Annotated in this window: 13 protein-coding genes and 1 tRNA gene; 5 read left to right on the top strand and 9 right to left on the bottom strand. The window is 47.8% G+C overall.

Annotation, left to right across the window (positions count from 1 at the left end; genetic code table 11):
* Nucleotides 1-285 precede the first annotated feature (285 nt).
* The 4 genes from rmuC (at nt 286) to BMW93_RS10660 (ending at nt 9765) form a co-directional block, all read left to right on the top strand.
* Complete coding sequence (rmuC, locus tag BMW93_RS10675) at nt 286-1764, top strand: DNA recombination protein RmuC (protein ID WP_090375234.1); 1479 nt, start codon at nt 286-288, stop codon at nt 1762-1764.
* Nucleotides 1765-1817: 53 nt separating this feature from the next.
* A complete protein-coding gene (locus BMW93_RS10670; protein ID WP_090375232.1) occupies nt 1818-7655 on the top strand; it encodes a DUF3320 domain-containing protein in 5838 nt (1945 codons plus the stop codon).
* 562 nt (nt 7656-8217) lie between these two features.
* Nucleotides 8218-8811: a hypothetical protein gene (locus BMW93_RS10665; RefSeq protein ID WP_090375230.1), complete on the top strand. Its 594-nt coding sequence runs from the start codon at nt 8218-8220 to the stop codon at nt 8809-8811.
* Nucleotides 8812-8955: 144 nt separating this feature from the next.
* The gene (locus tag BMW93_RS10660; protein ID WP_090375228.1) at nt 8956-9765 is read left to right on the top strand and encodes a TIGR02391 family protein; all 810 of its coding nucleotides are present in this window, start codon (nt 8956-8958) and stop codon (nt 9763-9765) included.
* Nucleotides 9766-9890: 125 nt separating this feature from the next.
* On the opposite strand, the gene BMW93_RS10655 is transcribed toward BMW93_RS10660, so the two are convergent.
* The 9 genes from BMW93_RS10655 to BMW93_RS10615 all read right to left on the bottom strand — a co-directional run bounded on the left by BMW93_RS10655 (nt 9891) and on the right by BMW93_RS10615 (nt 23655).
* On the bottom strand, nt 9891-10661 hold the full coding sequence (locus BMW93_RS10655) for a hypothetical protein (protein WP_090375226.1): 771 nt from the start codon (nt 10659-10661) through the stop codon (nt 9891-9893).
* Nucleotides 10662-10856: 195 nt separating this feature from the next.
* The gene (locus BMW93_RS10650) at nt 10857-12077 is read right to left on the bottom strand and encodes a site-specific integrase (RefSeq protein ID WP_090375223.1); all 1221 of its coding nucleotides are present in this window, start codon (nt 12075-12077) and stop codon (nt 10857-10859) included.
* A 251-nt stretch (nt 12078-12328) separates the two neighbouring features.
* Nucleotides 12329-12404: transfer RNA gene (locus tag BMW93_RS10645), tRNA-His, on the bottom strand.
* Nucleotides 12405-12518: 114 nt separating this feature from the next.
* The gene (locus BMW93_RS10640) at nt 12519-13127 is read right to left on the bottom strand and encodes a superoxide dismutase (RefSeq protein WP_090375221.1); all 609 of its coding nucleotides are present in this window, start codon (nt 13125-13127) and stop codon (nt 12519-12521) included.
* A gap of 65 nt (nt 13128-13192) precedes the next feature.
* Complete coding sequence (locus tag BMW93_RS10635; protein WP_177194062.1) at nt 13193-13645, bottom strand: nucleoside deaminase; 453 nt, start codon at nt 13643-13645, stop codon at nt 13193-13195.
* Nucleotides 13646-13716: 71 nt separating this feature from the next.
* Nucleotides 13717-18360 (bottom strand): T9SS type A sorting domain-containing protein, encoded by a 4644-nt coding sequence (locus BMW93_RS10630; RefSeq protein ID WP_090375218.1) that lies wholly within the window; start codon nt 18358-18360, stop codon nt 13717-13719.
* Nucleotides 18361-18437: 77 nt separating this feature from the next.
* Complete coding sequence (locus BMW93_RS10625) at nt 18438-21497, bottom strand: glycoside hydrolase family 3 N-terminal domain-containing protein (protein WP_090375216.1); 3060 nt, start codon at nt 21495-21497, stop codon at nt 18438-18440.
* Between the two features lie 183 nt (nt 21498-21680).
* Nucleotides 21681-22391 carry an ATP-binding cassette domain-containing protein gene (locus tag BMW93_RS10620; RefSeq protein ID WP_090375214.1) on the bottom strand — a complete coding sequence of 237 codons (711 nt, stop codon included), beginning with the start codon at nt 22389-22391 and terminating at the stop codon, nt 21681-21683.
* A gap of 148 nt (nt 22392-22539) precedes the next feature.
* The gene (locus BMW93_RS10615) at nt 22540-23655 is read right to left on the bottom strand and encodes an acyltransferase family protein (RefSeq protein WP_090375212.1); all 1116 of its coding nucleotides are present in this window, start codon (nt 23653-23655) and stop codon (nt 22540-22542) included.
* Between the two features lie 232 nt (nt 23656-23887).
* Here BMW93_RS10615 and BMW93_RS10610 point away from each other — a divergent pair, with 232 nt between their 5' ends.
* Nucleotides 23888-24334 carry a hypothetical protein gene (locus BMW93_RS10610; protein WP_090376211.1) on the top strand — a complete coding sequence of 149 codons (447 nt, stop codon included), beginning with the start codon at nt 23888-23890 and terminating at the stop codon, nt 24332-24334.
* Nucleotides 24335-24344 lie beyond the last annotated feature (10 nt).

The raw sequence follows: 24344 nt of genomic DNA, 5'->3' as shown, positions 1-24344 counted from the left end.
GAAAACCGAATAATAAGTTGCCTTGCATTTAGATCTGAATAATTGTAGAATTACATTTACCTAACGTACCACCCTCGATATCCCTTCATTAGAAATGGCTAGCCTACCGTCTTATCTCTACCCAAAATTGGCTGTTCAGTTACCTGCTCCACCCAATGCCAGTTTGCTTATTTTGCATTCCTGGGTCGCTATCGAATGACCTAGTTCAAAACAAGAATCATAGCCGAAGAATAAGCCGATGTCCTTTCGAAACATCTCCCTCACAATAAACTCTTGTTGCTTAAAATGTCTATTGAAATTTCCTCCGTACTCATCGGTTTAGCCGTAGGTTCGCTTCTGTCGTACCTTGTTCTCTTTGCTATCCAGAAGACCAAACTCATTTCTATTGATCTCTACAACGAGCTTCGCTCAAAACTTGGTGATAGCCAGGTAGCACTCACGATAGCTCAGGAACGCACCAAGTATTTGACCGATCAGGTATCCAGCGCGGGTACAGAGATGAGGGAAAGGTCGGCACACTATGAAGCGAAAATAGCTAGCATGGATAACGATGCGAAGGATCACATGGAGATCATTGCAGACCTTAATAGAGAGAAAGCAGAATACTCCGCTGTGAACAAGTCGCTCAACGAAAAGCTCGAAACTCAAAAGCAGGAAATCGAAGAGTTTAGGAGGAAGTCTCTGTTTGAATTCAAGGAACTTGCGACTACAATCCTCGAAGAAAAAACCAAGAGGTTTACCGAAACTAACAAAACCAATATTGAAAGTATCCTCAAACCACTGAGTGAGAATTTGGCGACGTTCAAAAAGCAGGTGGAAGAGACTTACGAGAAAGAATCAAAAGATAGGCATACACTAGCTGACCGGGTGAAGGAGCTGGTTGAAACAAGTCAGAAGCTGGGGAAGGAGGCGAACGATTTGACTTCTGCTTTGAAGGGGCAGTCGAAGAAACAGGGTAACTGGGGAGAGATGATCCTCGAAAGTATTTTGGACAAGTCGGGCTTGGTAAAAGGAAGGGAATATTTTGTTCAGGAAACTTTTAAGGACGACGAAGGCAAGAGCTACCGCCCGGATGTGCTTGTCAAGCTCCCGGAAAACCGCAATATCATTGTCGACTCGAAAGTGTCGTTGAATGCATATGAGAGATTTTGCGCAGCTGATGAAAAGGCAGATCAAGACATATTCATCAAGGAACACTTAAGGTCGTTGCGCCAGCACATCGACCAGCTAGGGAATAAGAAGTATGATGAATTGACAGAGTCGCTGGACTTTGTTATGATGTTTATTCCGATCGAGCCGGCATACATTCTTGCACTTCAAGCAGACAACGAGCTTTGGCATTATGCCTATTCTCGCAAAGTTTTGCTAATCAGCCCTACTAACCTGGTTGCGGCCTTGAAGCTAATCGTTGACCTGTGGAACCGAGAAAATCAAAGTCGGCATGCCCAGAAAATAGCCGAAGTCGGAGCAGGCCTCTACGACAAGTTCGTTGGCTTCGTCAAACACATCGAAGACATTGGTCGCCACATTGGTAAAACTCAGGATTCGTACAATGCCGCCGTCAATAACCTTTCGAATGGAAGAGGTAACCTAATCAGCAGGGCGCAGAAGCTACGGAGCTTAGGAGTTTCTTCAAAAAAATCGCTTCCTGACATCTTTGTATCTACCGATGATTTGGATGACGACGAGGACGATTCTGTATCGCCGCTATCGGAAAAGCATCCTGCGGCAGGCGAGACGATCAATGTAACGCAACAGGATTAATAGTGAAATGGGTGCCGAAGGCAATGTGTTTATAAGTCAATAACTTCCCTCTAATGGAAAATATCTCTACTGAATTCATTTACATGCCGTTTATCAATTTTGCCATGCAGCAAAACCACATACCGGTTGTAAGAACATTACAAATTCAGAATAATGGCACCGAAGATCTGGCTGACATCGTGGTTGAGATAGCCTCGGAGCCAGATTTTATGGCTGTTTGGACATCGAGGGTTGATTATTTGACGGCTGGACAGACTTTTGCTTTCGATGCTGTCAATCCAGTCATTTCTTTCAACTTCTTATCGAGTCTCACCGAACGTGTTTCGGGGCAATTCAGCGTCACTGTGTTTGCTGGCGGTGCTATTGTTGCCAAAAAGCTATATCCAGTCACTGTTCTGGCTTATGATCAATGGAATGGTGTAGCAACATTACCTGAATTGATAGCCGCATTTGTCACGCCCAATCACTCGGAGATTTCAAAGATTATTGGTGCCGCTTCTGAAATATTGGAGAAATGGACAGGAAGTCCATCTTTCGATGAATACCAGAGTCGCAATCCAGATCGTGTGCTACGGCAGGCCGCAGCGATTTATGAAGCCATAGCAGCGCGCCAAATTGTCTACGTCACTGCACCAGCAAGTTTTGAAGATGCAGGTCAAAGGGTGAGACTCTGCGAAACAGTACTTTCTCACAAGCTTGGAAATTGCTTAGACTTGTCACTTCTGTATGCTGCATGTTTAGAAGCTGCTGGTATCCACCCGCTAATTGTTTTTACCCAAGGACATGCATTTGTTGGCGCATGGTTAATCGATGAATGCTTTTCGGACCCTGTAAATGATGACCCAGCATTATTAACAAAGAGAACAGCCAGTGGCATAAGCGAAATTATATTGGTTGAGGCTACGTGCATGAGCGCCGGAAACAATGCCTCCTTTGAAGATGCGGTACGTGCAGCTAACTTCAAAATGGTGCGCCTGGATGAATTTAACTCGTTCGTTGATATCAAACGGGCGCGTCACGGCGGGATTCGACCGCTTCCCCTAAGAGTTCTAACCAGCGAAGGATTCACGATCGTTGAAGAAATTGTTCCCGAACGTAAAAGTGTCATGCCTGAGACACTCGGCCAGGTTGTCGATGTGACTGGAAATGGAAGTGCTAAAATTTCCAAGCGAATGCTATGGGAGCGGAAACTCTTGGATTTGACGCTCCGAAATAGTCTTTTGAATCTCAGAATAACCAAGGGAACAGTTCAATTCATTTCGGTTGACTTGGGCAAACTCGAAGATGTGCTTGCCGATGGGGACGAAGTGCAGATATTATCCAAGCCGACGGATTGGGATAATCCATTGAAAAACTCTGGTGTATATCAGGCAATCAATCAGTCGGATCCAATTAATGATTTGGTTAAGAAGGAACTTGGTTATAAAAGGTTGAGATCTTACCTGACTGAGGGTGAGCTAACCCAGACACTAACAAGTATTTATCGCTCATCGAGGCAGTCTTTGGAAGAGAATGGGGCCAACACCCTCTATATCGCCTTGGGTTTATTGAGATGGTACGAAACCGCTACCAGCGAACGGCCTCGCTATGCCCCAATTCTGTTGCTGCCCATTGAAATCGTCAAGAAGTCTGCCCAAAAGGGATTTGTTATCAGAAGTCGGGAAGAGGAAACTTTGCTGAACATTACGCTGCTGGAAATGCTCCGGCAGGATTTCGACATCAATATCACCGGTCTTGACAACCTGCCCAAAGATGAAAGTGGAGTTGACGTTAAGCTGGTTTTTACTTTGATCAGAAAGGCGATCATGGCTAAACAACGCTGGGATGTTGAAGAGCAAGCATTTCTCGGTACTTTTTCATTCAACAAATTTGTTCTTTGGAACGACATCCATAACAACGTTGATAAGCTCACTGCCAATCCGATCGTAAAGAGCCTAATTTCAGGTAAGCTGGAATGGCACGATCAGGAAACGGAACTCGAATCTGAATCCATTGAGTTTGACCCGGCCTCGCTTTCGCTTCCAATTAGCACGGATTCGTCTCAGTTGCAGGCAATATTAAGTTCTTCTAATGGCAAAAGCTTCGTATTGCATGGCCCTCCGGGTACGGGTAAGTCTCAGACGATCACGAATATCATTGCCAATGCAGTCTATGCTGGCAAAAAGGTACTTTTTGTTGCAGCTAAAAAGGCTGCGCTCGACGTAGTAGAAAGTCGTCTGGAGTCGATAGGTATTGGCCCGTTTTGTCTCGAACTTCATTCAAACAAATCCAAGAAGTCAGCGATTTTGGAACAATTGAAGAAGGCAACGGAAGTCACCAAAACACAGTCACCACCATTTTTTCAAGACGAATCTCAAAGACTTTTAAAGTCCAGGACGGAACTTGGTGAATACGTGAAGGCACTTCATCATCAGCATGAATTTGGATTCTCCCTTTTTGATGCTTTCAACAACTACGTCCAAATTGCACATAAATCGGACAAGCTTCCCTTCCCTGCGAACTTCTTTAATGGGCTTACTGCTCCTAAGGTCAGGGAAATTGAAGAAGCTGTCGAACAGATCCAGCTTTTAGGCTCCATTTGCGGTATGCCCAGGAAACATCCGCTCGAAGGCATTCGAATTAGGGAGTTTTCCCATTCGGTGAAGGATGAGGCGGACAAGGAGCTAGATACCTACCGTCAATTGCTTGAAAATTATCAGAAGTATCTCGGAGCAGCGCAGACCGCTTTGAAGATCAATACAAATTCGGCGAGTAAGTCTCAGGACAAAGTCTTTGATGATCTAATTGGATTACTGAAAAAGCTACCTGATGTTCCTTCGCAACTGTTCGCAGTTGATCAGATTGAGCAGACTTTACCTGGTGTCATCGAGATTTCAAAATGCGGGCAGACCAGAGATCGAATTAAGGAAGATTTACTAAGAACATTTACTAGCAGTGTGCTGGGGCTTGATGCAGAACTGCTTTTAGCTAGCTGGCAAACCGCGAGTAATCAGTGGTTCTTACCTCGCTTTTTGGGACAGCGCAAAGTCCTGAAAACGATGCAAAGCTATGGTACAACTGGAAAGGTATCTAACGAGCAAATTCAGGATATTTTACAAAAAATCATCAACTATAAGGCTCAGCAGGGGCGGATAGATAAAGCAGTTTATTTGCCCGAGATGTTAGGCTTTTTGTGGAAAGGAGGGGAAGGAGATTGGAGCCAAATCAGCGGGATTTGTGAGGACCTGATTGCTATCCATCGAAAATTTATTGAGCTCAATTCTGACCAATCTTCAAATGCATGGCGCAAAGATTTATCCATCTCATTTGGAGATGGTAGCAAAGTTTTCTTTACACGGCAAGAACAAGTGCTTTCACAGGCTCAGACGGTGATCCGATCGATGAACGACGCTGAGCTGAGCCTAAGTCAACTGTTGTCAATCGATTTTTCAAGCTTACCTGTTTTGGAATCTAGTTGGTCTGAGAACAATTTGGTCTATGTTAAAAGGTGGCAGTCAGCTTTGGGTGAATTGAGGGATTGGGTCGCGTGGAATAACTGTGTTGAGAAAGCGGACGCTCTTGGGATATCAACCATAGTGAGGGCATATCGTGATGGCCAGGTAGAGGGCAATGATGTAGTTGGCCATTTCAAAAAGGGTTTTTACCGTGCAGCAGCAATCTACATCATTGACAAGAATCCCGTTTTGGCGGCATTCAATGGAAGGATGTTTGAAGAGAAAGTTAAGAAGTTCAGACAGCTTAGCCAGCATTTCGATACGTTAACGAAGCAAGAACTTTATGCACGACTTGCTTCGAGAATCCCATCGGCTCCACAGGAGGCTTCACAGACGTCGGAAATGGGGATCTTGCAACGCAATATCCGGAATAATGGTCGCGCGACTTCGATCCGAAAGCTGTTTGACTCAATTCCAAATCTGTTGCCACGTCTGACACCATGTATGTTGATGAGCCCGATTTCAGTCGCGCAATATTTTGATGCTGATCGAGTAAAATTCGACCTGGTTATTTTTGACGAAGCCTCTCAGCTCCAAACCTGCGAGGCAGTCGGAGCCATTGCAAGAGGAGCCAGTGTTATTGTTGTGGGAGACCCCAAACAAATGCCTCCAACTAGCTTCTTTTCTTCCAATAACGTGGATGAAGAGAATATCGACATCGAAGATATGGAAAGCATTCTCGATGACTGCTTAGCGATATCGATGCCATCGCACCACTTGCTCTGGCATTATCGAAGCAAACACGAGAGCTTGATTGCTTTCAGTAACTCTAAGTACTATGATAACAAACTGCTGACTTTCCCATCTACGGACGACATCCACAGCATGGTAAAACACGTGCCTGTTCGAGGTTTCTACGATAAAGGAAAAACAAGACAAAACCAGGCGGAAGCCAAGGCAATCGTGGCAGAAGTTGTATCCAGGTTATCCAGCCCTTCACTTTCTAAAAGAAGCGTCGGTGTTGTTACATTCAGTTCCGTACAACAAAACTTGATTGAGGACCTGCTATCAGAAGAATTTAAGAAACGTCCAGAGTTAGAGAAAGTCGCATATGAATCGAAAGAGCCACTTTTCGTTAAAAACCTCGAAAATGTTCAGGGCGACGAGCGTGATGTAATCCTTTTCTCAATCTGTTACGGGCCCAATGAAGAGGGTAAACCGAGTGTAAACTTTGGCCCGATTAACCGGGAGGGTGGATGGCGCCGTTTAAACGTAGCCGTTTCCAGGGCACGTTATGAGATGAAGGTCTTTGCTACAATGGCTTCTGATCAAATTGACCTGACCCGAACCAAATCGGAAGGAGTTGCAGGGTTGAAATCGTTTTTGGCATACGCCGAACGGGGTAAGACGGCACTACCTGTGAGGACGGTTAGTCATGGCAAATCAGAATCTGGCTTTGAACGCGAACTTGCGCGACAACTTGAAGAGCTTGGATATGCCGTGCACACGAACATCGGATGTTCTGACTTTAAGATCGACATTGGAATTGTCAATCCACTAAATGAGGGCGAATATTTGATCGGGGTGTTGTGTGACGGTTACAACTATAACAAGGCCAAGAATTCGAGAGACAGAGAAATCGTCCAGAAGGACGTCCTTCATAGTCTGGGATGGACGACTCACCGGGTGTGGTCAATGGATTGGTGGGAGAATTCTCAGAGAACTCTCGATGGAATTGTAGACGCGATAGAGGCGGCCAGGACTAACTACAATGTTAAAAAGGAGAAAGTTGAGATTGAGCAGGTCATGGGAGAAGCAGAAACCTATCAGCCAAAGATAGAAACGGTACCCAGTACAATTTTCAATGCTGCGCCACAGCCGCAATTAACCGCGTCAAGTGCAAAGAAATACGAGGTTGCTTTGGTCGAGACCATATTGGCAAAGTCATCTGACGACTTCTTGCAACCTTTCAATAGGCAAAAGATCTCACATCAGATCATGACGATCCTGGAAAGCGAATCTCCAATTAGCAAAAATTTGCTTTCAAAACGCCTTCTAGCAGCTTGGGGAATTGCTCGGAACGGTTCTAGGACAGCTGCACATATTGACAACATTCTTCCTACACTCTCATTGCAAACTACGCAGAAAGGTAAGAATGTAATCTTCTGGAAAACGCAACACAATCCTAGCGAGTACGCAATCTATCGCCTCAGCGAGCTGGAAATTCACAAGAGGGACGCCGATGACCTTCCACCCGAAGAAGTTGCAAATGCTGTGAAGGAGGTATTAGTGAATCAAATAAGCCTGCCTAAAGCAGAGTTGGTGCGAGAAACTTCGAAACTTATGGGTTATGCACGAGCAGGATCTAATGTGGAAATGGCAATGAGCTTCGGAATTGAAGCGGCGGTATCGAAGGGGTACTGTGTCGATGAGGATGGTCGGATTGTCCTGAAATAGTAATTTTTGTTAAATCCTATAATCAGTGTTCACAACATGGAAATCACTGCTATAAAGCCTGGACCAAAACCCAAGAAGGAAGATGGTTCACGAGATCAGAGAAGGAGAGTTGCGCCCGAAAAGCGTGAAAAGTATCCTGATCTTAAGCCTCACAAGCATAAGCCGGGAGACTGATCTACTCATATTGTAGGCTGGGTGAATGTACACACGTGTTTGCTGATTTCTAAATTCATATTTATGCAACCTGCTGCGGTCAAGCGAATTGTAAATTCGTTTAAAAATAAGGATGGTGAGATAGTTCGTTATATTATCGACTGTCCACTTAAGCAAAGGTTTTTTAGAGGAGGGCCGAACGTTGGACGTTCCTACGCTGCCCCAAGTATGTGTGAAGAATGTCGGTATAATATTGGTCACGAGCGGGGATCGTATTTTATCGGGGATAATGAAATTGAATCTCCTTGGCTCAGTTCAATTGTCTGTAACGGCTAGGCATAATGTGTATTGATGATCATTGCCAATTACTTAAATGAAGGGCTGTCTCAGCCAAGAAAAATTCATATATATGGTTCCTATATTCGAGCAGGGGAAGGGGCAGGGCATCGGATACTCATACCCACATTTTTTAAAACGGCTCATAGATATATGTGAATCACATCTATCGGATGGTCGAGCGAAAGGATTCGCGTTGATTCTATACGACTTCCATGATACAGTCATCAGAGATATTTTGAAGAGCCAAGGTGGCTTCGCAAAGTTGGATAGACTCTCTGGGGAAAACCTTTCAATTTTCTACTTACATTCGAACACGAGTAGAAGAATTGAGGATTTCAACAAAATACTATTAGGTGCGTTTGGTGTCGCGCCTAAAATTACTCCTCCATTGATCATCTTTTTTAAAATGAAATCTCAGGAACCGACAGATGTCCAGATTGTTCAGTTGTATGAGGATAACAAGATTTTTGCATTTCAGGAACTCTACGATGCCGTGACAGAGAATGTTTCTGAGCTTGATGCCGAAAATGCGAATAAAACTGGTAAAAGACGATTGCCGCTATTGGGAGGGCCAGTCGTAAAGGTTGTTCTTGAAAAAAGTGTAGAATATATTCTTAGCCAGCTATCAACGCTCTTTATTCAAGTCTCGAAGAGTGGATTTTAATACCCCTCGATGCTAATTACGAGCAATCATCCAATAGTATTTACACTTCCTTTTACTTTGGAATTTGCTAACGAAGTAATCCTATTGGCAGAACAATAGCAGCTATACGTGCCGGGCTATAATTACAATTAAACTTATATTGAAATGACAAAACAGCCACCAATTTCCGAAGAGGTCTTACGTGGTATCAGTCAGGTGATAGGGGACACTAACGCTGGATTAAGCGGTTCAGAGATAGGGCATCTTTTGGCAAATGCAAAGATAGCTGACACGGATCCGACACTTACAAAATGGAGACGGCTTTTTAACGCGTTTGCAAACTGGCAAAATCAGAATCAATGTTCAAACAATATTTATGATTTTATATCGCGCGTGATGAATCCCGTCAGCTATATGGGTAGCATCGAAGCTTTTGAGTGGCGCAGGACGGAGTTAAATAAAAGGCTAGTCTTTGTTGGATTAATTATTTTAGAAACGGGTAAAATAGGTCGACTTCCTAAGGCGGCGACAACGATTAAAGAGGCGGAGCAGCGAGCGGATGAACTTCGGAGAAAACTGAGTTCACGTAGTGTCCATCAGGATGTCCTAAGATTCTGTCGTGCCGAGCTTTTGGCTGACAACTATTTCCATGCTGTATTTGAAACCACTAAGAGTGTCGCTGACAAAATTCGAGTATTGTCTGGTCTCACTGGAGACGGGAACGAGTTAGTTGATGGCGCATTTGCAATTAATAACCCCAAATTAGCTATTAATACTCTTCAGACGGAGACCGAAAGGAGTGAGCACAAGGGGTTTGCCAATTTACTTAAAGGGTTTTTTGGGATGTTTCGAAATACAACGGCTCACGCACCTCGTGTACAGTGGGAGATTAAGGAGGAGGATGCACTAGATATTATGTCGTTGGCTTCGCTTTGCCACCGACGATTAGACCAGTCCACAAGAGTCATTGTTTGAAATAGTGTCTTTTGGACCTAAATATCAAGAAGTAAGCAAGTTATCAGATTGATTACCTTTTCATATGTGGCAGATTTTGTGCAGATGATGCTTCCTACGGGTTTATAGCCGGTGATTATGTTTTACTACTCTGGTCGTTTGGATTCCGCCTCTGTCTCTCTGAAATTGCTAATAAAATCGATAGTATTATTTAGCTTAGTCCGCACACTGTTGGACAAATTGTTGATGTCAGCTTTTGAAGCATAAGTAAACAAATTTTTAATTCTATTCACGGTATTTCTAAAAGATACATCATTGTGATTCCCTTGAATAGGTTTGAAGACATGTTCATAACTGGCTCCTGATTTGAAAGGCACTTTGTACATGCATATTTTGTGATCGTATATTAAATCATTTATAAGCTTATCAGGCACTTTGTCAATGGCAAGCTTATCCAATAAGCAACCTGCATAGTCGATTGATTCAGCTTTTAAGTAGGCATCGACTAACCCTTTCCCAATTAATGAATAGTTAAAAAAGGTTATGCCCATTTTGTTTGTTAACGAATCTGGCTGGAAATCGATTTCGCCAAATGTTAGGCAGCCTCTTACTGGAAAGGTTGCCTGAAGACTTTTCCAGTAGAAGGAGTAACAAACGTTCACCAAATCAATAAAATCTTCCTCGTTGTCTGAGTTTGTCCAGAAGATAATACTATCGGACACATGTAAACAATTAACCCTTTGCTGTTCTAGGTCAGCCATGTATACGCCATGCCCATCGATCAATTTATCTCCACTAAGTGAGGTCTGAGTGTCTCGCAACAAGTGATCAAACAACCGTTTTGTTTCGGCAAAGTCATTGTTGAAAATAAACTCCTTAAAACCTAGTACATCAAAAAATGCGATAAATGTTTCCATGTCAAATAAATCTGAATTACGTGATTCGTAGTGCTAGTTGTTGGGCCATAAAACCCTATGCGATATGTAAGTCAATGAGCTTGTTAAAGTCATTGCCAAATGGTCTTCAACAGTGCAAAGACCTAAGATATTAAATGCTTCGGTTGAGATCAAGCAAAGCGCCAAGTCTAAACCTGGCGCTTCCATTTAAGTATACTAAATCCCCTTCAACCGCTCCCTTAACCCCTTCATATCCTCACTAATCTTCACATCCAATATTTTCGCATAAATCATTGTCTGTTTCAAAGACCGGTGTCCCAGCATTTTGGAAACCGTCTCAATCGGCACCTTATTACTAAGCGTTACCGTAGTGGCAAACGTATGCCGCGCGATATGAAAAGTAAGCGTCTTGGAAATCCCGCACAGATTCGCAATCTCCTTCAAATAAGCATTCATCTTCTGATTGCTTAGCACCGGCAGCACAACTCCAGCCGCGCAGCATTGCGGGTGATCCCTATACTTCTCGATAATTTCCAGCGCCGTGTCCAGCAGCGGAATACGTGTAGGCGCATCCGTTTTCTGGCGCGTGGTGTCAATCCACGGCTCGCCGTCCATGCCGACAACAATATCTGTCGTCTTCAACTGCTTCACATCTACATAAGCGAGCCCTGTATAGCAGCAGAATAGAAAGATGTCTCGCACCTGGTTGATCCTTTCGACTTCAAAGGTTTTCTCAGTGAGTCGTTTCAACTCATCCCGAGATAGCGGATTTTTTACGACTTCCTTCTTGGTCAGCTTAAATCCCTGAAACGGATCTTTCTTCAACCATTTGTTATTAACACAAATCAGCACAACCTTTTTCAGATTGCTCATGTACTTGATCGCCGAGTTATGGTTGCAGCCTCGCGCACTACGCAGCCAGAAATTGAATTCAGTAATGAATTCGAAATTCAAGTCTTTGATCTCCATATCGTACTTCTTGTACTTCCACTTGATAAAGGAGGCAGTATGCTCCTTAGCGGTCTTGTACCGCTTCAAAGTGAGCGGCGCGAACTCCTGGCCGACCAATGCCTCCATCTGCTCATTATGGCGCTCAAAGACTTCAAGGATTGTGCGGGTTTCATTGCTTTTGCCAAGCAGAATGTTTTTCAAGCCTTCTGCGGAAATTTCTTTGTCGTCCTCGGTGAGAATCTTCTTGGCCTGGTAAACTTTTGCGGTGAGCATATCCAGGTACGCATTGAGCGTTTTGGCATCTTCCTTGTTTCCGGCGGGACGTCCGACAGAGGAATTCCACCTTTCGGTGTTCCATAGCTTCTTGGTTGATAGCTCCGCAACCTTGCCGTCGACGGTGATTCTCAGGTAAACGTAGCGAACTGTTCCCTTCTGATTTCTGGCGGGCTTTAAATAGAAAAGCAGGCCGAATGTTTTCTCCAACATAACACAAGCGTTTAAAAGTGGTTAAATATCGAGCTACCACGCTTGCCAGTCAAGATGTCCATGCGGTGAACATGTTGTCTATCAATTTGTTATGCCGTTTCCAGTGAGTCTTTTTCTCAAAGTGAGTGAACTACACGAAAGACTCACTGAAAACATGGGAATTTTTGCATTTTTTGACATAGTCTGAAAAACAAAAATGCCCGCAAATCATTGATTTACAGGCATTTTGTTTGACTTTGAACTTATTTCAAGGGAGGGAGACGGGTCTCGAACCCGCGACCTCTAGAACCACAATCTAGCGCTCTAACCGACTGAGCTACAACCTCCGTTTCTAAGGGAAACCCCTTTCGAGGACACAAAATTAGGAAAAGGTTTACAGCGTGCAAGATTTTTTCACAAAATTTTTACAAACTGCAAACCCTTTCAGAAGCCGAAGCCTGATTATTTAGCCGCAGTGTACAGTGCGTCAGCCGCTTTCCAGTCTACAACGTTCCAGTAGGCGTCGATGTAGTCGGGGCGCTTGTTTTGGTATTTCAGGTAGTATGCGTGCTCCCATACGTCGAGGCCGATTACCGGAGTGCCTTTAACTTCGGCGATGTCCATCAATGGGTTGTCCTGGTTGGGGGTTGAAGTGATGGCTACTTCGCCACCTTCTTTCACGATCAGCCATGCCCAGCCCGAGCCGAAACGGCCCGTGGCTGCTTTTTTGAACTCGTCTTTGAATGCTGCGAACGAGCCGAATTTAGCGGTGATCGCTTCGCCCAGTTTGCCGGTAGGTTCGCCGCCGCCGTTGGATGAAAGTGATTTCCAGAAAAATGAGTGGTTCCAGTGGCCGCCGCCGTTGTTGCGTACGGGTGCCGGTGCTTTGCTGATGCCAGCTAAAAGTTCTTCTATGGTTTTGCCTTCCAGTTCAGTGCCTGCTACTGCTGCATTCAAATTGGTAACATATGCCTGGTGGTGACGGTCGTGATGTATCTCCATGGTCAATGCATCGAAGTGCGGCTCCAAAGCATTGTTTGCGTAAGGTAAGGGATCAAGTGTAAATGCCATTTTCAGTGTAGTTTAAATGATTAAAAAAATTGTATCAACAGATAGGCTAACAGCAGAACGCCCCTTTATGTTCTTAACTCCCTGAAAAATTTGAGTAACAACTGCTGCGATTCCGCCGCCAGAATGCCGGTTACGAGCTTGGTTTTAGGATGCAGCAATGGCTGCCCGATCTTCGAAAATCCGCGCTTCTCGTCCATAGCACCTACAACCACCCGCTTCACCTGCGTCCAGTAGAGGGCGCCCGCGCACATCACGCAAGGTTCGAGGGTGACGTACAGGGTACAATCGGTGAGGTACTTGGAGCCGAGGTGGTCGGCGGCCGCGGTGATGGCGATCATTTCGGCGTGGGCCGTGACGTCGTTGAGCCGCTCGGTCTGGTTATAGCCCCTGCCGATGATCCTGTCTTTGGCCACAACGATTGCACCGACGGGAATTTCGCCTTCTTCGTACGCCTTATGGGCGAGCGCGAGGGCTTCTTCCATAAAGTAATGGTCCGTAATATCTGCCTGTATATCCATATGGGCGGTAAAGAAAACGGGACATTCATTGCATTGCAACAAATGTCCCGTGGTATTTCTTGAATTAATTATCAGGGTTTCATCACGCGCTGAACGGTGGTCAAATTGCCATTCCGGATCCGCAACAGGTAAAGTCCGGAAGGATAATTGGCAAAATCAACCTCTGTTTTTTGCTGTTTGATAACCTGTGTCGAACGCGCACGACCGTTCAGGTCTACTACTTCGATTTGTGCTTGTTTCGGCGAAATGGTACCGGTTACTTCAACCGTACATTTACCATTGATCACCGTCGGGTAAACCTTCGCCCAATCCGCCGGAGCTGGTGGTTCTACGCCCAGGATCGGGTCCACCTGCACCCTCGCCGTACCCACACCCGTACCGATACCGCAACCGTTGGTTACCTTGGTAATGGCGTAGGTCGTCGTTGTTTTAGGTGCGAGCTTGAAAGTATAGGGAGTAGCGTTCGCGGTGATGAGCGTATCCTTTGTCCCATTGTTCAATGTGATCGTCCATGGACCTTTTCCGGTGATCTCTGCTTTCAGGTCGGCGGTTTCGCCTACGAGAATGGTTTGCGTACCTGTCAATGTAGCAACCGGTAGCGGCGTAGCATTGATCGTGATCGAGCTTACGCTTCCTTTTACGGTAAAGTCCGGGTTCGCGCCCGAGCTGATCACACGCAGGAAGTAGGTCCCTCCTTTGGTGGTATCCGGGAAGGTAGCCGATACGGAATTCGCAGTGGCTGTTGACGGGATCGTATAGAATTTGGCATCCGTATTTTCCTTGGACACCTGCAATTTAAAGGTATTACCCGCAGGGAAATCGCCCGACTGCTGGAAAGGAACGTTGAACGCCTTACCCGCACAAACTTCCGACACGGAAGCATTTCCCGAGTTGATGGTCGGCACTTTCACCGTCACGACCGCCAGACCGTTGATCGTTCCTTTACCGCAGGCATTGGAAACTTCTGCAAGGAGGTAGCTGGTGGTAGTGCTTGGCTTCACCTGCACCTGATGGTTTGCCTGGTCGGTGGTATCGGTGAGGCCGTTCGACAATGCATAAATCCATGGTCCGTCGCCGGTAAACCTGATATTGACGGTTGCCGTCTGCCCCAGATCGATCGTGGAGTTACCGGAGATCGTAGCGGAAGGCAATGCTTTGATATGGATTTTAATCTCCTCTTTCGGGCTCTCACAACCGTTAGAACCGGTTTGCGTTACGTAGAAAGAGTAATCTTCAACCTTAGCCGTAAACGGAATGAAAGGAATGCCCTGCCAGTCGACGCCGTTCGCTTCGCGGTACCACTTCAAAACAGTTCCGGTTGCATCGAGCGCCGGCGCCACGGCATTCTGGCAGTATTCGAGGAATGTTTTGGTAACAGGCTTCGGCGTGGTATTTACTTTGATGTCGATTTTAGCGCGGTCGCCGATACATCCTGCCAATGTTTGCGCAACGTAATAGGAAGTCGTTCCGCCTTCGGCTGTGGAAGGAGTCGGCGCATTAGGGCTCGATGTTCCTCCTGTCGCGTCTGTACCGAACCAGTTCAGGGATGCATTGGTAACGGCTGTTGCTTCCAACGGTTTTGCAGGGATAAACTGGCAATATTCGATGAGCGACTGTGCAATGCCTGGCTGGCCAGGGAGAGGTTTAACCAGTACTTTTTGGGCAACGCGGGTAGCGCTTTCGCAACCCTTATTGCTCACCTGGGTTACGAAGAAAGTGGTTTCCTTCGCGTCTTTCAAGTTAATTGAAGGCGTCGCGGTGCTGGGAGTTCCGTTCGTTGCAGCCGTATACCAGTTCAAAGTATTGCCTGGCTGTGCTTGCGTGGGGAATGTGTAGTTTTTATCGCCGCGTTCCTGGCAGAATTCTTGCGACAATGCGCTTACGTTGCCCGGGGTGGCATTGACATTTACATCGAGCTTCGCGCGCGGGCTTTCGCAGGTAAGGCTGCCGTAGGTGTTGGCTTGGGTAACATAATAGGAAGTGGTTCCAACGGTTGTTGCGGTCGGCGTTGGAGGAGCGGTTGTTCCCGTGCCGCCGGTTGGCCCATTGTACCATTTGTAAGCAGCGCCGGAGGGTGTTAATGCAACGGGTTTTGCACCAACGCAGTAGTCGACAGGCGTTACGGCAGGCGCCGCAGGCGTATCTTTAATTATTACCTCGATTTTTGCACGCGGGCCTTCGCACAATCCTTCCGCTGTCTGACTAACATAATAGTTTGTAGTGCCCACGGCGGTAGTAACCGGTACAGGAGCACCATCCAATGCTGTGCCGCCGCTTGCGCTGGTGTACCATTTAAGACGGCTGCCGTTTGCTGTTAAGGCCGCGGGTGACGAATTCTGGCAAAGGTTTACAGTTGCAGTTACGGTAGGAGCAGTTGACGGATTTTTAACGACAACAGCTACTTCTTTTCTCTGCTGGCTTTCGCAGCCATTGACAGTTTGGGAAACATAATAGCGGGTTGTTCCTGCTGCGGTGGTAACAGGCGTCGGTGTACCGGTCAATGCAGTTCCGCCGGTAGACGACATATACCATTTCAGGCCTGTACCGGTGGCGGTGAGTGGTGATGCGGCTTCATTTAAGCAGTATTCGATCGGGGATGTAGCAGTGGGAGCCGGGGTTTCGTTGATGGTTACTTTAATTTCGGCGCGTGCACTCTCGCAGGCACCTACCGTTTGAGAGACAAAGTAACTTTTAACGCCAGCTTCCGAAGTCGATGGAGTTGGGGCAGTAGCCGAGCCGGTTCCGCCGGTTGCATCTGTATACCATTTCAAATTGCTTCCCGTGGCATTAAGTTTTGCGGCTGCGGAACCAATGCAATAGGAAATGTTACTTACGCCTGGTGCTGCCGGAGGTATACATGCATTGACGGTCACGACAATTTGCGCTCTCGCACTTTCACATCCGCCCACGGTTTGCGAAACGTAGTAAGATGTAGTTCCCGGCGTAGCTGTCGACGGGGTTGGGGCAGTTGCAGATCCTGTTCCACCTGTCGCATTGGTTCCGTACCATTTCAGGTTGGTTCCAGTTGCGGTTAGCGGAGTTGCAGCATCGCCTATCGTGTAAGATTTGTTGGCAACTGTCGGCGCAGCCGGTGGTGTACATGCATTGACGGTCACGACGATTTGTGCTCTTGCACTTTCGCATCCGCCCACGGTTTGTGAAACATAATACGATGTGGTTCCGGGAGCTGCCGTCGAAGGTGTTGGGGCAGTCGCAGATGCGGTTCCGCCTGTTGCGTCGGTTCCGTACCATTTCAAATTCGACCCTGTTGCAGTCAACGGAACCGCGGCATCGCCGACGGTATAAGATTTATTAGCGACTGTCGGCGCGGCTGGTGGTGTACAGGCAGTTACCGTCACGACGATTTGCGCTCTTGCACTTTCGCATCCGCCCACGGTTTGCGAAACGTAATAGGATGTAATTCCAGGAGCTGTCGTGGAAGGTGTTGGGGCAGTTGCAGATGCAGTTCCGCCCGTTGCATCGGTTCCGTACCATTTAAGGTTGCTACCTGTCGCCGTTAATTGCGCCGCAGCGTCGCCTACTGTATAAGATTTGTTAGAAACTGTCGGTGCTGCTGGTGGCGTACATGCATTTACCGTCACGACTAGTTGTACTCTTGAGCTTTCGCATCCACCAACGGTTTGAGAAACATAGTATGAGGTAGTTCCGGCTGCTGCGGTAGATGGTGTTGGTGCCGTCGTAGATGCAGTTCCGCCTGTTGCATCGGTTCCATACCATTTCAGGCCGGTTCCAGTTGCGGTTAATGGAACTGCAACATCGCCGACCGTATAAGATTTGTTAACGACGGTTGGCGCAGCTGGCGGCGTACATGCATTAACGTTAACGACAATTTGCGCCCTTTCACTTTCACAAGCAGCCACAGTTTGAGAAACATAGTAGGTAGTGGAGCCGGCGGTCGCAGTAGACGGTGTAGGTGCTGTCGCGGAAGCTGTTCCTCCCGATGCATTGGTGCCATACCAGTTGATTGTAGCGCCAGTAGCAGCAGTAACCGTCAAAGGGGCAGGCGCATCGCCAACAGTATAAGTTACGGGTGTAGTAACAGTTGGTTTCGCAGGAGGCGTACATGCAGCTACAATCACATCGATTTTAGCCCGGTTACTTTCGCATCCGGCAACAGTTTGGGAAACATAATAGATCGTTGTACCGGCCGCTGTTGTAGCTGGTGTTGGCGCTGTGGAAGAACCCGTGCCGCCTGTTTCATTGGTCCCATACCAATTAAGTGCACCGCCAGTCCCCGGCGTAGCCGACAATGCGCTGGCGACGGCATTTTGCGTATAATTCACAGGTGAAGTCACCGTTGGAGCGGCAGGTACAGCATTGACCGTCACCGCAACGCTTTCCGACCCGGTGATGGCAATCACGCCTGCCAATTTTGATACAACACGGATCTTATAGCCAGCGCCTGCTGTGGTGCCCGCTGGAATGGTGGCAGAAATCGGCGAAGTAGCGGCATTACCGATCTCGACGGGTGTTGCGCTGAATGCACCGGCGGCATCTGATAACTGCGCATGAAATGTCACAGTAGGAAGCACAGTACCGGCGGTTGTAAACGGGACGGAAACATCGCTACCGGCGCAGGCCGTTGATGGGCTCACTGTCCCTGTGGTAATACTAGTCTGTCCGAATGAAGCTGCCAGGCAGAATACCGTGGCGAAAATGGTAAGGAAACTTTCTTTAATAAATGTTCTTTTCATGTATCTGTCTAAATATCTTTCCGCTAACCTTTTGACTGGTAAAGTTAGAGATATTTTTCAAATACGCTGAAGGTGATTTAAGGAAGCTGGCTTTTCCGTTTAATCAATGAACTGTATACTACATCCTGGATTTTTCGCCGTGTATGCTGGGTGGTGATCGCGGTGTTTTCCGCATCGGGATTTACGCGGTTGGAAAGAAATACAAACACGAGGTCTTCTTCCGGATCTACCCACACCATCGTGCCGGTGAAACCCGTGTGGCCGAACGAGTTGACAGAAGCCAACGGTGACACGTAGGAGCTGTTGCCATCGGCCGGGGCCTTGTCCCAGCCCAGCCCGCGGTGGTGCGACTCGTCGTACATGCGCGAGAAGAACGGCACGGTAGCCTGCTCGTAATAGCGTTTTCCTGCGTAGTTGCCTTTCCAAAGGTTCATTTGCAATAAAACGGCCAGGTCGCGGGCGGTGCCGAACAGGCCTGCGTGCCCCGAAACGCCGCCGACAATCGCCGCCATTTGGTCGTGGACCGTTCCTTGGAGCAGCTGTCCGCGAAAACGATAATCCTGCTCGGTAGGGGCAATCTGTTTTTCAGAAAAACGGCGTAATGGATTGAAACCGAGATAGCCCAGTCCCAGCGGCTCGTAAATGTTGGCAGCCACGAAAATATCCAACGGCTGGCCGGTGATTCGCTCTACGATTTTTTGAAGTGTAAGAAAACCAAGGTCGCTGTACAGATAACCGTAGTTTCCGGCCCGATCGCGACGGTTGTTCATGGGCGATTCCACGACCCATTTCCACACGGAATCCCGCAATGCGCCTTTGGCAAAGAGCTTGGGTGCTACCTGCAAATAGTAGGCGGTGTCCTGTTTCGAGCTGTAATATTCAGGCAGCAGGCCGCCGGCACTGGTTTTGGTCCGGTCCCAAAGCGACGGGTAGAAAGAAATAAGTCCCGAGCGGTGCAAGAGCAGGTCGCGGACAGTGAAGTTCTGCTTGGTAGTACCTACGAGTTCCGGGAGGTATTTCGATGCTTTTTCATCCAGGCTGATCTGTTTCCGGTCGTAAAGCAGCATGACAGCCTGCAATGTGGCCGAAACTTTGGTGAGCGAAGCCAGGTCGTAAATCGTTTCGGGCGTCACGCGGTCGTTGGTGCGGTAGCTCAGCCCGCCGAATTGTTTTTCATAAATGATCTTGCCCTGCCGCGCCACGAGCACCTCGCAGCCGGGAAAAATGTGGTCATTTACCGCCGCAGTAGCGATTTCATCGATTTTTTTAAGTGAAATACCATCCATACCCACACTTTCCGGTGTTCCGAATGCAATTCGGTTAATGCTGGTCGTGTTCACGCCGGTACCCGTTTTGTAGGCCAATACCGAAACCGGCAGACGGCCTTTCGAACTCAATGCGCCAAAAATGATCTGCGGCACAATCTCCTGCTGGTCCTTTCCGTCCTGACTGGCGCAAATCATCGCGTCGGTGGCAGGGAAGTACTGAATGCTGTAAGGCGTGCCGAAAAGGCAAAGGATCACCTTTTTGTTCTGCTGTTTGAGTTGGTTCACAAAATCGACCATGCCTGTGGTAACGCCGTAGTTCCGGCCCGGCTTGGAGCTGATGCCGTGAATGTCGACGATGACCGTATTGTAAGGTTGCAGATAACCGAGCATTTCGGTGATTTGCTCTTGTGATGAAGGCCCGTCGTAAAACGAGTAGCTCCGCATCGGTTTGTAGGTCGAAAGCATTTTCTGGAATGCCGTGCTGCTGCCCTCGCCAATGCTTACCGACGCGATATTGTTGTCCATGACCGAACCGATCGGGAGCAGGTCGTTGTCGTTTTTCACGACGGTCACCGAAGCCTCGCACAACTCGCGGTACAGTTCCTTGCTCTTCTCGCTATTCAGGTCGGCATACAGATTATTGATGTCGACGGGCTGGTACTTGCTCAGTCCGGCCCAGTATTTGGCTTGCAAAATGCGTTTTACCTTATCATCAATGATCTTCTCGCTGATCTGCTTCTGATTAATCGCATCCTTAATGCGCGCTACGGTTTCGGCAATGCTTTCAGGGTAAAGGAGCACGTCGTTGCCTGCTACCAGCGCTTTGAGGTTCACATCGGCAGCTTTGCCGTTTTTAAGCACGCCACGCATGTTCATAGCATCGGTAAATACGAGCCCGCGGAAACCGAGGTCTTTGCGCAGCAGGCCGTTCACTACCTTGTCGGAAAGCGAGCTGGCCTGGTTAGGGGTATTGTCCAGCGCAGGAATGTACAAATGGGCATTCAGAACGCCCATAAGGCTATCCGCAATCATCTCGCGGTAAGGGTAGAGGTCCGTATTGTTGAGTTGTTCCAATGAATGCGTCAGCACGGGCAGCGTGAAATGCGAATCCGCATCGGTGTCGCCATGGCCGGGGAAGTGCTTGGCGGTGGCGATAATGCGGTTGTGTTGCAAACCTTTCATATAGGCGACCGACTTCCGTGCCACATTCTCGCGGTCTTCGCCGAACGAACGTATACCGATCACCGGATTGGCCGGATTGTTGTTGATATCCGAAACCGGCGCGAAGTTGATCTGAATGCCGAGGCGCTTGCACTGGCGGGCAATATCGTCGCCCATGCGGTAAATCAGCCGATCGTCCTGGATCGAGCCGAGTACCATTTGTTTCGGGAAAGAAATAGTGCTGTCGAGACGCATACCGAGCCCCCATTCGCCGTCGATGCCGATGAAAAGCGGGATGTTGGAATGCGATTGATAACGGTTCGTGAGCTGCGCCTGCCCCACCGGGCCTCCCTGGAAGAATATCAGGCCGCCGATCTGGTAATCGTTGATCAGCTTATCGATGTATTTGTAATGAGATTCGTCGCGGTTCGAGAAGGTAGCGACCATGAAAAGCTGGCCGATCTTTTGTTCAATACTCAGGGATTTGAGGGTACTGTCCACCCATTCGTTTTCAGGAAGGACAATGACCGGGTCAAGACGCTTTTTGGGAGCTTTATGCTTCGCTTTGGTAACGGCAACAGGTGCGGTTTTGATCGCCACCGTTTTGACAGCCATCATTTTCCACGCCACAGATGCCACGGAGGTAAGCACCACCAGCGCCACTACAATCACTACTACACGAAACCGGCTGAACCACCAATTTTTCATACCTGAAAACACTGACTTAACGAGGGAATGTTAGGTTTTACAACTTCAACAACTGACATTGGCGCTTAACAAAAGCTACAATAATAACAATTTTCTATTGCTTTAAATCCTGCTAAATACTGTTTTAATGCAATTCTAATATTTGCTTAACCGAATATGGTCATGGTAATTACTGTCGGAACATCAAGCCTGCTGCGTAAGCTTCTTGAAAATATCTTCCAGTGAATCGCCCGTTTCGCGAAGCGCCTGCAACGAGCTGTCACTCACCACTTTTCCTTTGTTGATGATGATCACACGGTCGCACAATGCCTCTACTTCCTGCATAATGTGCGTGGAAAAAAGCACGGTTTTGTCCTTTCCGGCGGTACGTATCACCTCACGGATCTCCTGGATCTGGTTAGGATCGAGGCCGGTCGTCGGTTCGTCGAGGATGAGCACATCCGGATTATGCAAAAACGACTGCGCCAATCCCACGCGTTGCCGGTAACCTTTGGAAAGTTGACCGATCTTTTTTTTGCGCTCCGGCTCCAGTCCGCACATCGCGATCACCTCGTTCACCCGGGTTTTCAATGCGGCGCCGTTCATTCCGTACAGTTTTCCGGAAAAAAGCAGGAACTCCGTCACGTACATATCCAGGTACAGCGGGTTATGCTCGGGCAGGTAACCAATGGCCCGCCGAGCAGGCATAGGCTGCTGTATCACATCGAAGTCCGAAACTTTGGCAAGGCCCTCGGTCGGTTTGAGATAACCCGTCAGAATTTTCATCGTCGTGGATTTCCCCGCGCCATTCGGACCGAGAAAACCTACGATTTCACCTTTTTTGAGGGTAAATGAAATCCCGTCGACCGCGCGCTGCGTTCCGTAAACCTTCGTCAGATTGGTGACTTCGATCATGTATTAATTTTGAATGACTGAATGATTAAATAAAGAAGTCAGGAAATGTCATGTATGGTCATGTGTTGTCTCTTTTATCCTTACACAGTGACTAACCCTAACTACTCTTGACTATTCCTGACAACATTTGACCATTCCATGCCACCGGTCAGACTTTCAGGAATAATTTGTTTCTGTAAAGTAAATACATAAACGCCCATTGTACGGCGATAAATGCAATTACTTCACCTACCGCTTCTACGCCGTGCGGGAAATAGCTCAGTACTCCGCCAAACAATGCGCGGGCCGTGTAACCGAAGTCGATGAAGCGGCCTACCATGTAAATCACAATCGAATTCATGCCTATTACGACAAAAAACAGCGTCCATTTGCGGTAGTTGAGCACGTCGACGAGCCAATAGAACAGCGCCAGTAGCAATGTACTAAACCCACCCGCGCAGAGTACGAACGAACTCGTCCAGAGATTTTTGTTAATCGGGAAAAAGTAATCCCACACAAGGCAGACCAGCAAACTGACTACCCCGGCAAAAACCAGGTAAACGACTTTGCTTTTTTGAGAAAGTATCTCGTGGCTCGTGCGCAGCAGCTCGCCCGCGAAGATGCCCATGAGGCCGGTCGCGATGGCGGGGATCGTCGAAACGAGCCCTTCCGGATCGTGAATAGTGAGGTGGAGGCGGCCGGGGATGATCATTTTATCGATATAGCTGGCCGGGTTGCAATCGATCGTCAGCAGGCCGGCACCGCAGCCGGGCACGGGATAGAACATCATGAACAGGTAATAGCCGATCAGCAGCCCGCCGAACCAGATCCAGCGCGCGCGGTAACCGAAATAAAGGTAGATGATCTGCGCGAACATGCCCGCGAGCCCGATACGCGCGAGTACGCTCGGGTAACGCATCTGCGACCATTCCGTTTCGAACAGGCCGTTGTTATAAATGATCCCTAAAATGACGAGGATAATGCCGCGCTGGATCACCTTGCGGATCAGCTGCGATGGCGGTACCCCTTTTTCGAGGCGGCTTCCAAGCGAGAACGGCGTCGAAACGCCGGCCATGAAGAGAAATGTGGGAAAAATGAGGTCGTAGGCACGAAAACCGTTCCAATCGGGGTGGGTAAACTGGTGGGCCAGGACAATCGCCCACGACCAGCCGGTCACTTTGGCGAGCACATGGAAAATCTCTTCGCCACCCGAAATCCAGAACATATCAAAACCACGCAACGTATCCAGGGACAATAACCTTTGTGAAGGAGCACTATCTTTCATCTGACAAAACAGGGTGTAGGAGAATAAAATTTGGGAAATAGAACGGAGTTTGAAATAAAACCAATAGCAACTACTGTAAAGATTGTAAAAAATACCATCTGTGCTCCTGCACAAAACCATATTTATTTAAATAAGCCTAAAACTCTGGGAGATAATGAAAAAACGGCGGCTTTATATACTACCGGTTCCAAACGCCGTTATAAGCATCGAATTTTTAACCCATTATCAACCCATGAAAAGAATCCTGACGCTGATTTTCGCCCTCGGCCTGTTACTGGGCGGTCTGGCCACTTCCGACTCATTTGCCCAGTCACGCCGTACCGATCGGCGTAGCGACGTTCGTAATGACGACCGGCGTAGCGATGATTTCCAGAACGACGACGCGGTTACCAACAGTAAATTGAACAACCGGCGCCTCGAAAAGAACATGGACAAGTACGCCGACCAGCTCCAACTGACGAAGCGGCAGCATAAACAGCTCAAAAAGATCGACCGCCGTTACGCGAGAATGGAAAGGAAAATGAAGCGCCGCGGCGATAATAAAAGAAGCGACCGCAAGCGCCTGGCCGAAGAAAAGCGCATTGAAATCATTGAAATACTAACTCCCGATCAGCAGCATACGCTGGAAGCATTGTCGAAAAAGGGACGGTTCAGCCTGGACCAGCTGTTTGGACGGTAAGACAGCCCGA

This window comes from Dyadobacter sp. SG02 (assembly GCF_900109045.1).
GTDB lineage: Bacteria > Bacteroidota > Bacteroidia > Cytophagales > Spirosomataceae > Dyadobacter.
Note: the sequence above shows the minus strand (reverse complement) of the source record. Positions and strands in the feature narration are given on the sequence as shown.

Bases quoted from the DNA above. Each gene is read 5' to 3' on its own strand.
- rmuC (WP_090375234.1), top strand. From the start codon at position 286: ATGTCTATTGAAATTTCCTCCGTACTCATCGGTTTAGCCGTAGGTTCG.
- BMW93_RS10670 (WP_090375232.1), top strand. From the start codon at position 1,818: ATGGAAAATATCTCTACTGAATTCATTTACATGCCGTTTATCAATTTT.
- BMW93_RS10665 (WP_090375230.1), top strand. From the start codon at position 8,218: ATGGTTCCTATATTCGAGCAGGGGAAGGGGCAGGGCATCGGATACTCA.
- BMW93_RS10660 (WP_090375228.1), top strand. From the start codon at position 8,956: ATGACAAAACAGCCACCAATTTCCGAAGAGGTCTTACGTGGTATCAGT.
- BMW93_RS10655 (WP_090375226.1), bottom strand. From the start codon at position 10,661: ATGGAAACATTTATCGCATTTTTTGATGTACTAGGTTTTAAGGAGTTT.
- BMW93_RS10650 (WP_090375223.1), bottom strand. From the start codon at position 12,077: ATGTTGGAGAAAACATTCGGCCTGCTTTTCTATTTAAAGCCCGCCAGA.
- BMW93_RS10640 (WP_090375221.1), bottom strand. From the start codon at position 13,127: ATGGCATTTACACTTGATCCCTTACCTTACGCAAACAATGCTTTGGAG.
- BMW93_RS10635 (WP_177194062.1), bottom strand. From the start codon at position 13,645: ATGGATATACAGGCAGATATTACGGACCATTACTTTATGGAAGAAGCC.
- BMW93_RS10630 (WP_090375218.1), bottom strand. From the start codon at position 18,360: ATGAAAAGAACATTTATTAAAGAAAGTTTCCTTACCATTTTCGCCACG.
- BMW93_RS10625 (WP_090375216.1), bottom strand. From the start codon at position 21,497: ATGAAAAATTGGTGGTTCAGCCGGTTTCGTGTAGTAGTGATTGTAGTG.
- BMW93_RS10620 (WP_090375214.1), bottom strand. From the start codon at position 22,391: ATGATCGAAGTCACCAATCTGACGAAGGTTTACGGAACGCAGCGCGCG.
- BMW93_RS10615 (WP_090375212.1), bottom strand. From the start codon at position 23,655: ATGAAAGATAGTGCTCCTTCACAAAGGTTATTGTCCCTGGATACGTTG.
- BMW93_RS10610 (WP_090376211.1), top strand. From the start codon at position 23,888: ATGAAAAGAATCCTGACGCTGATTTTCGCCCTCGGCCTGTTACTGGGC.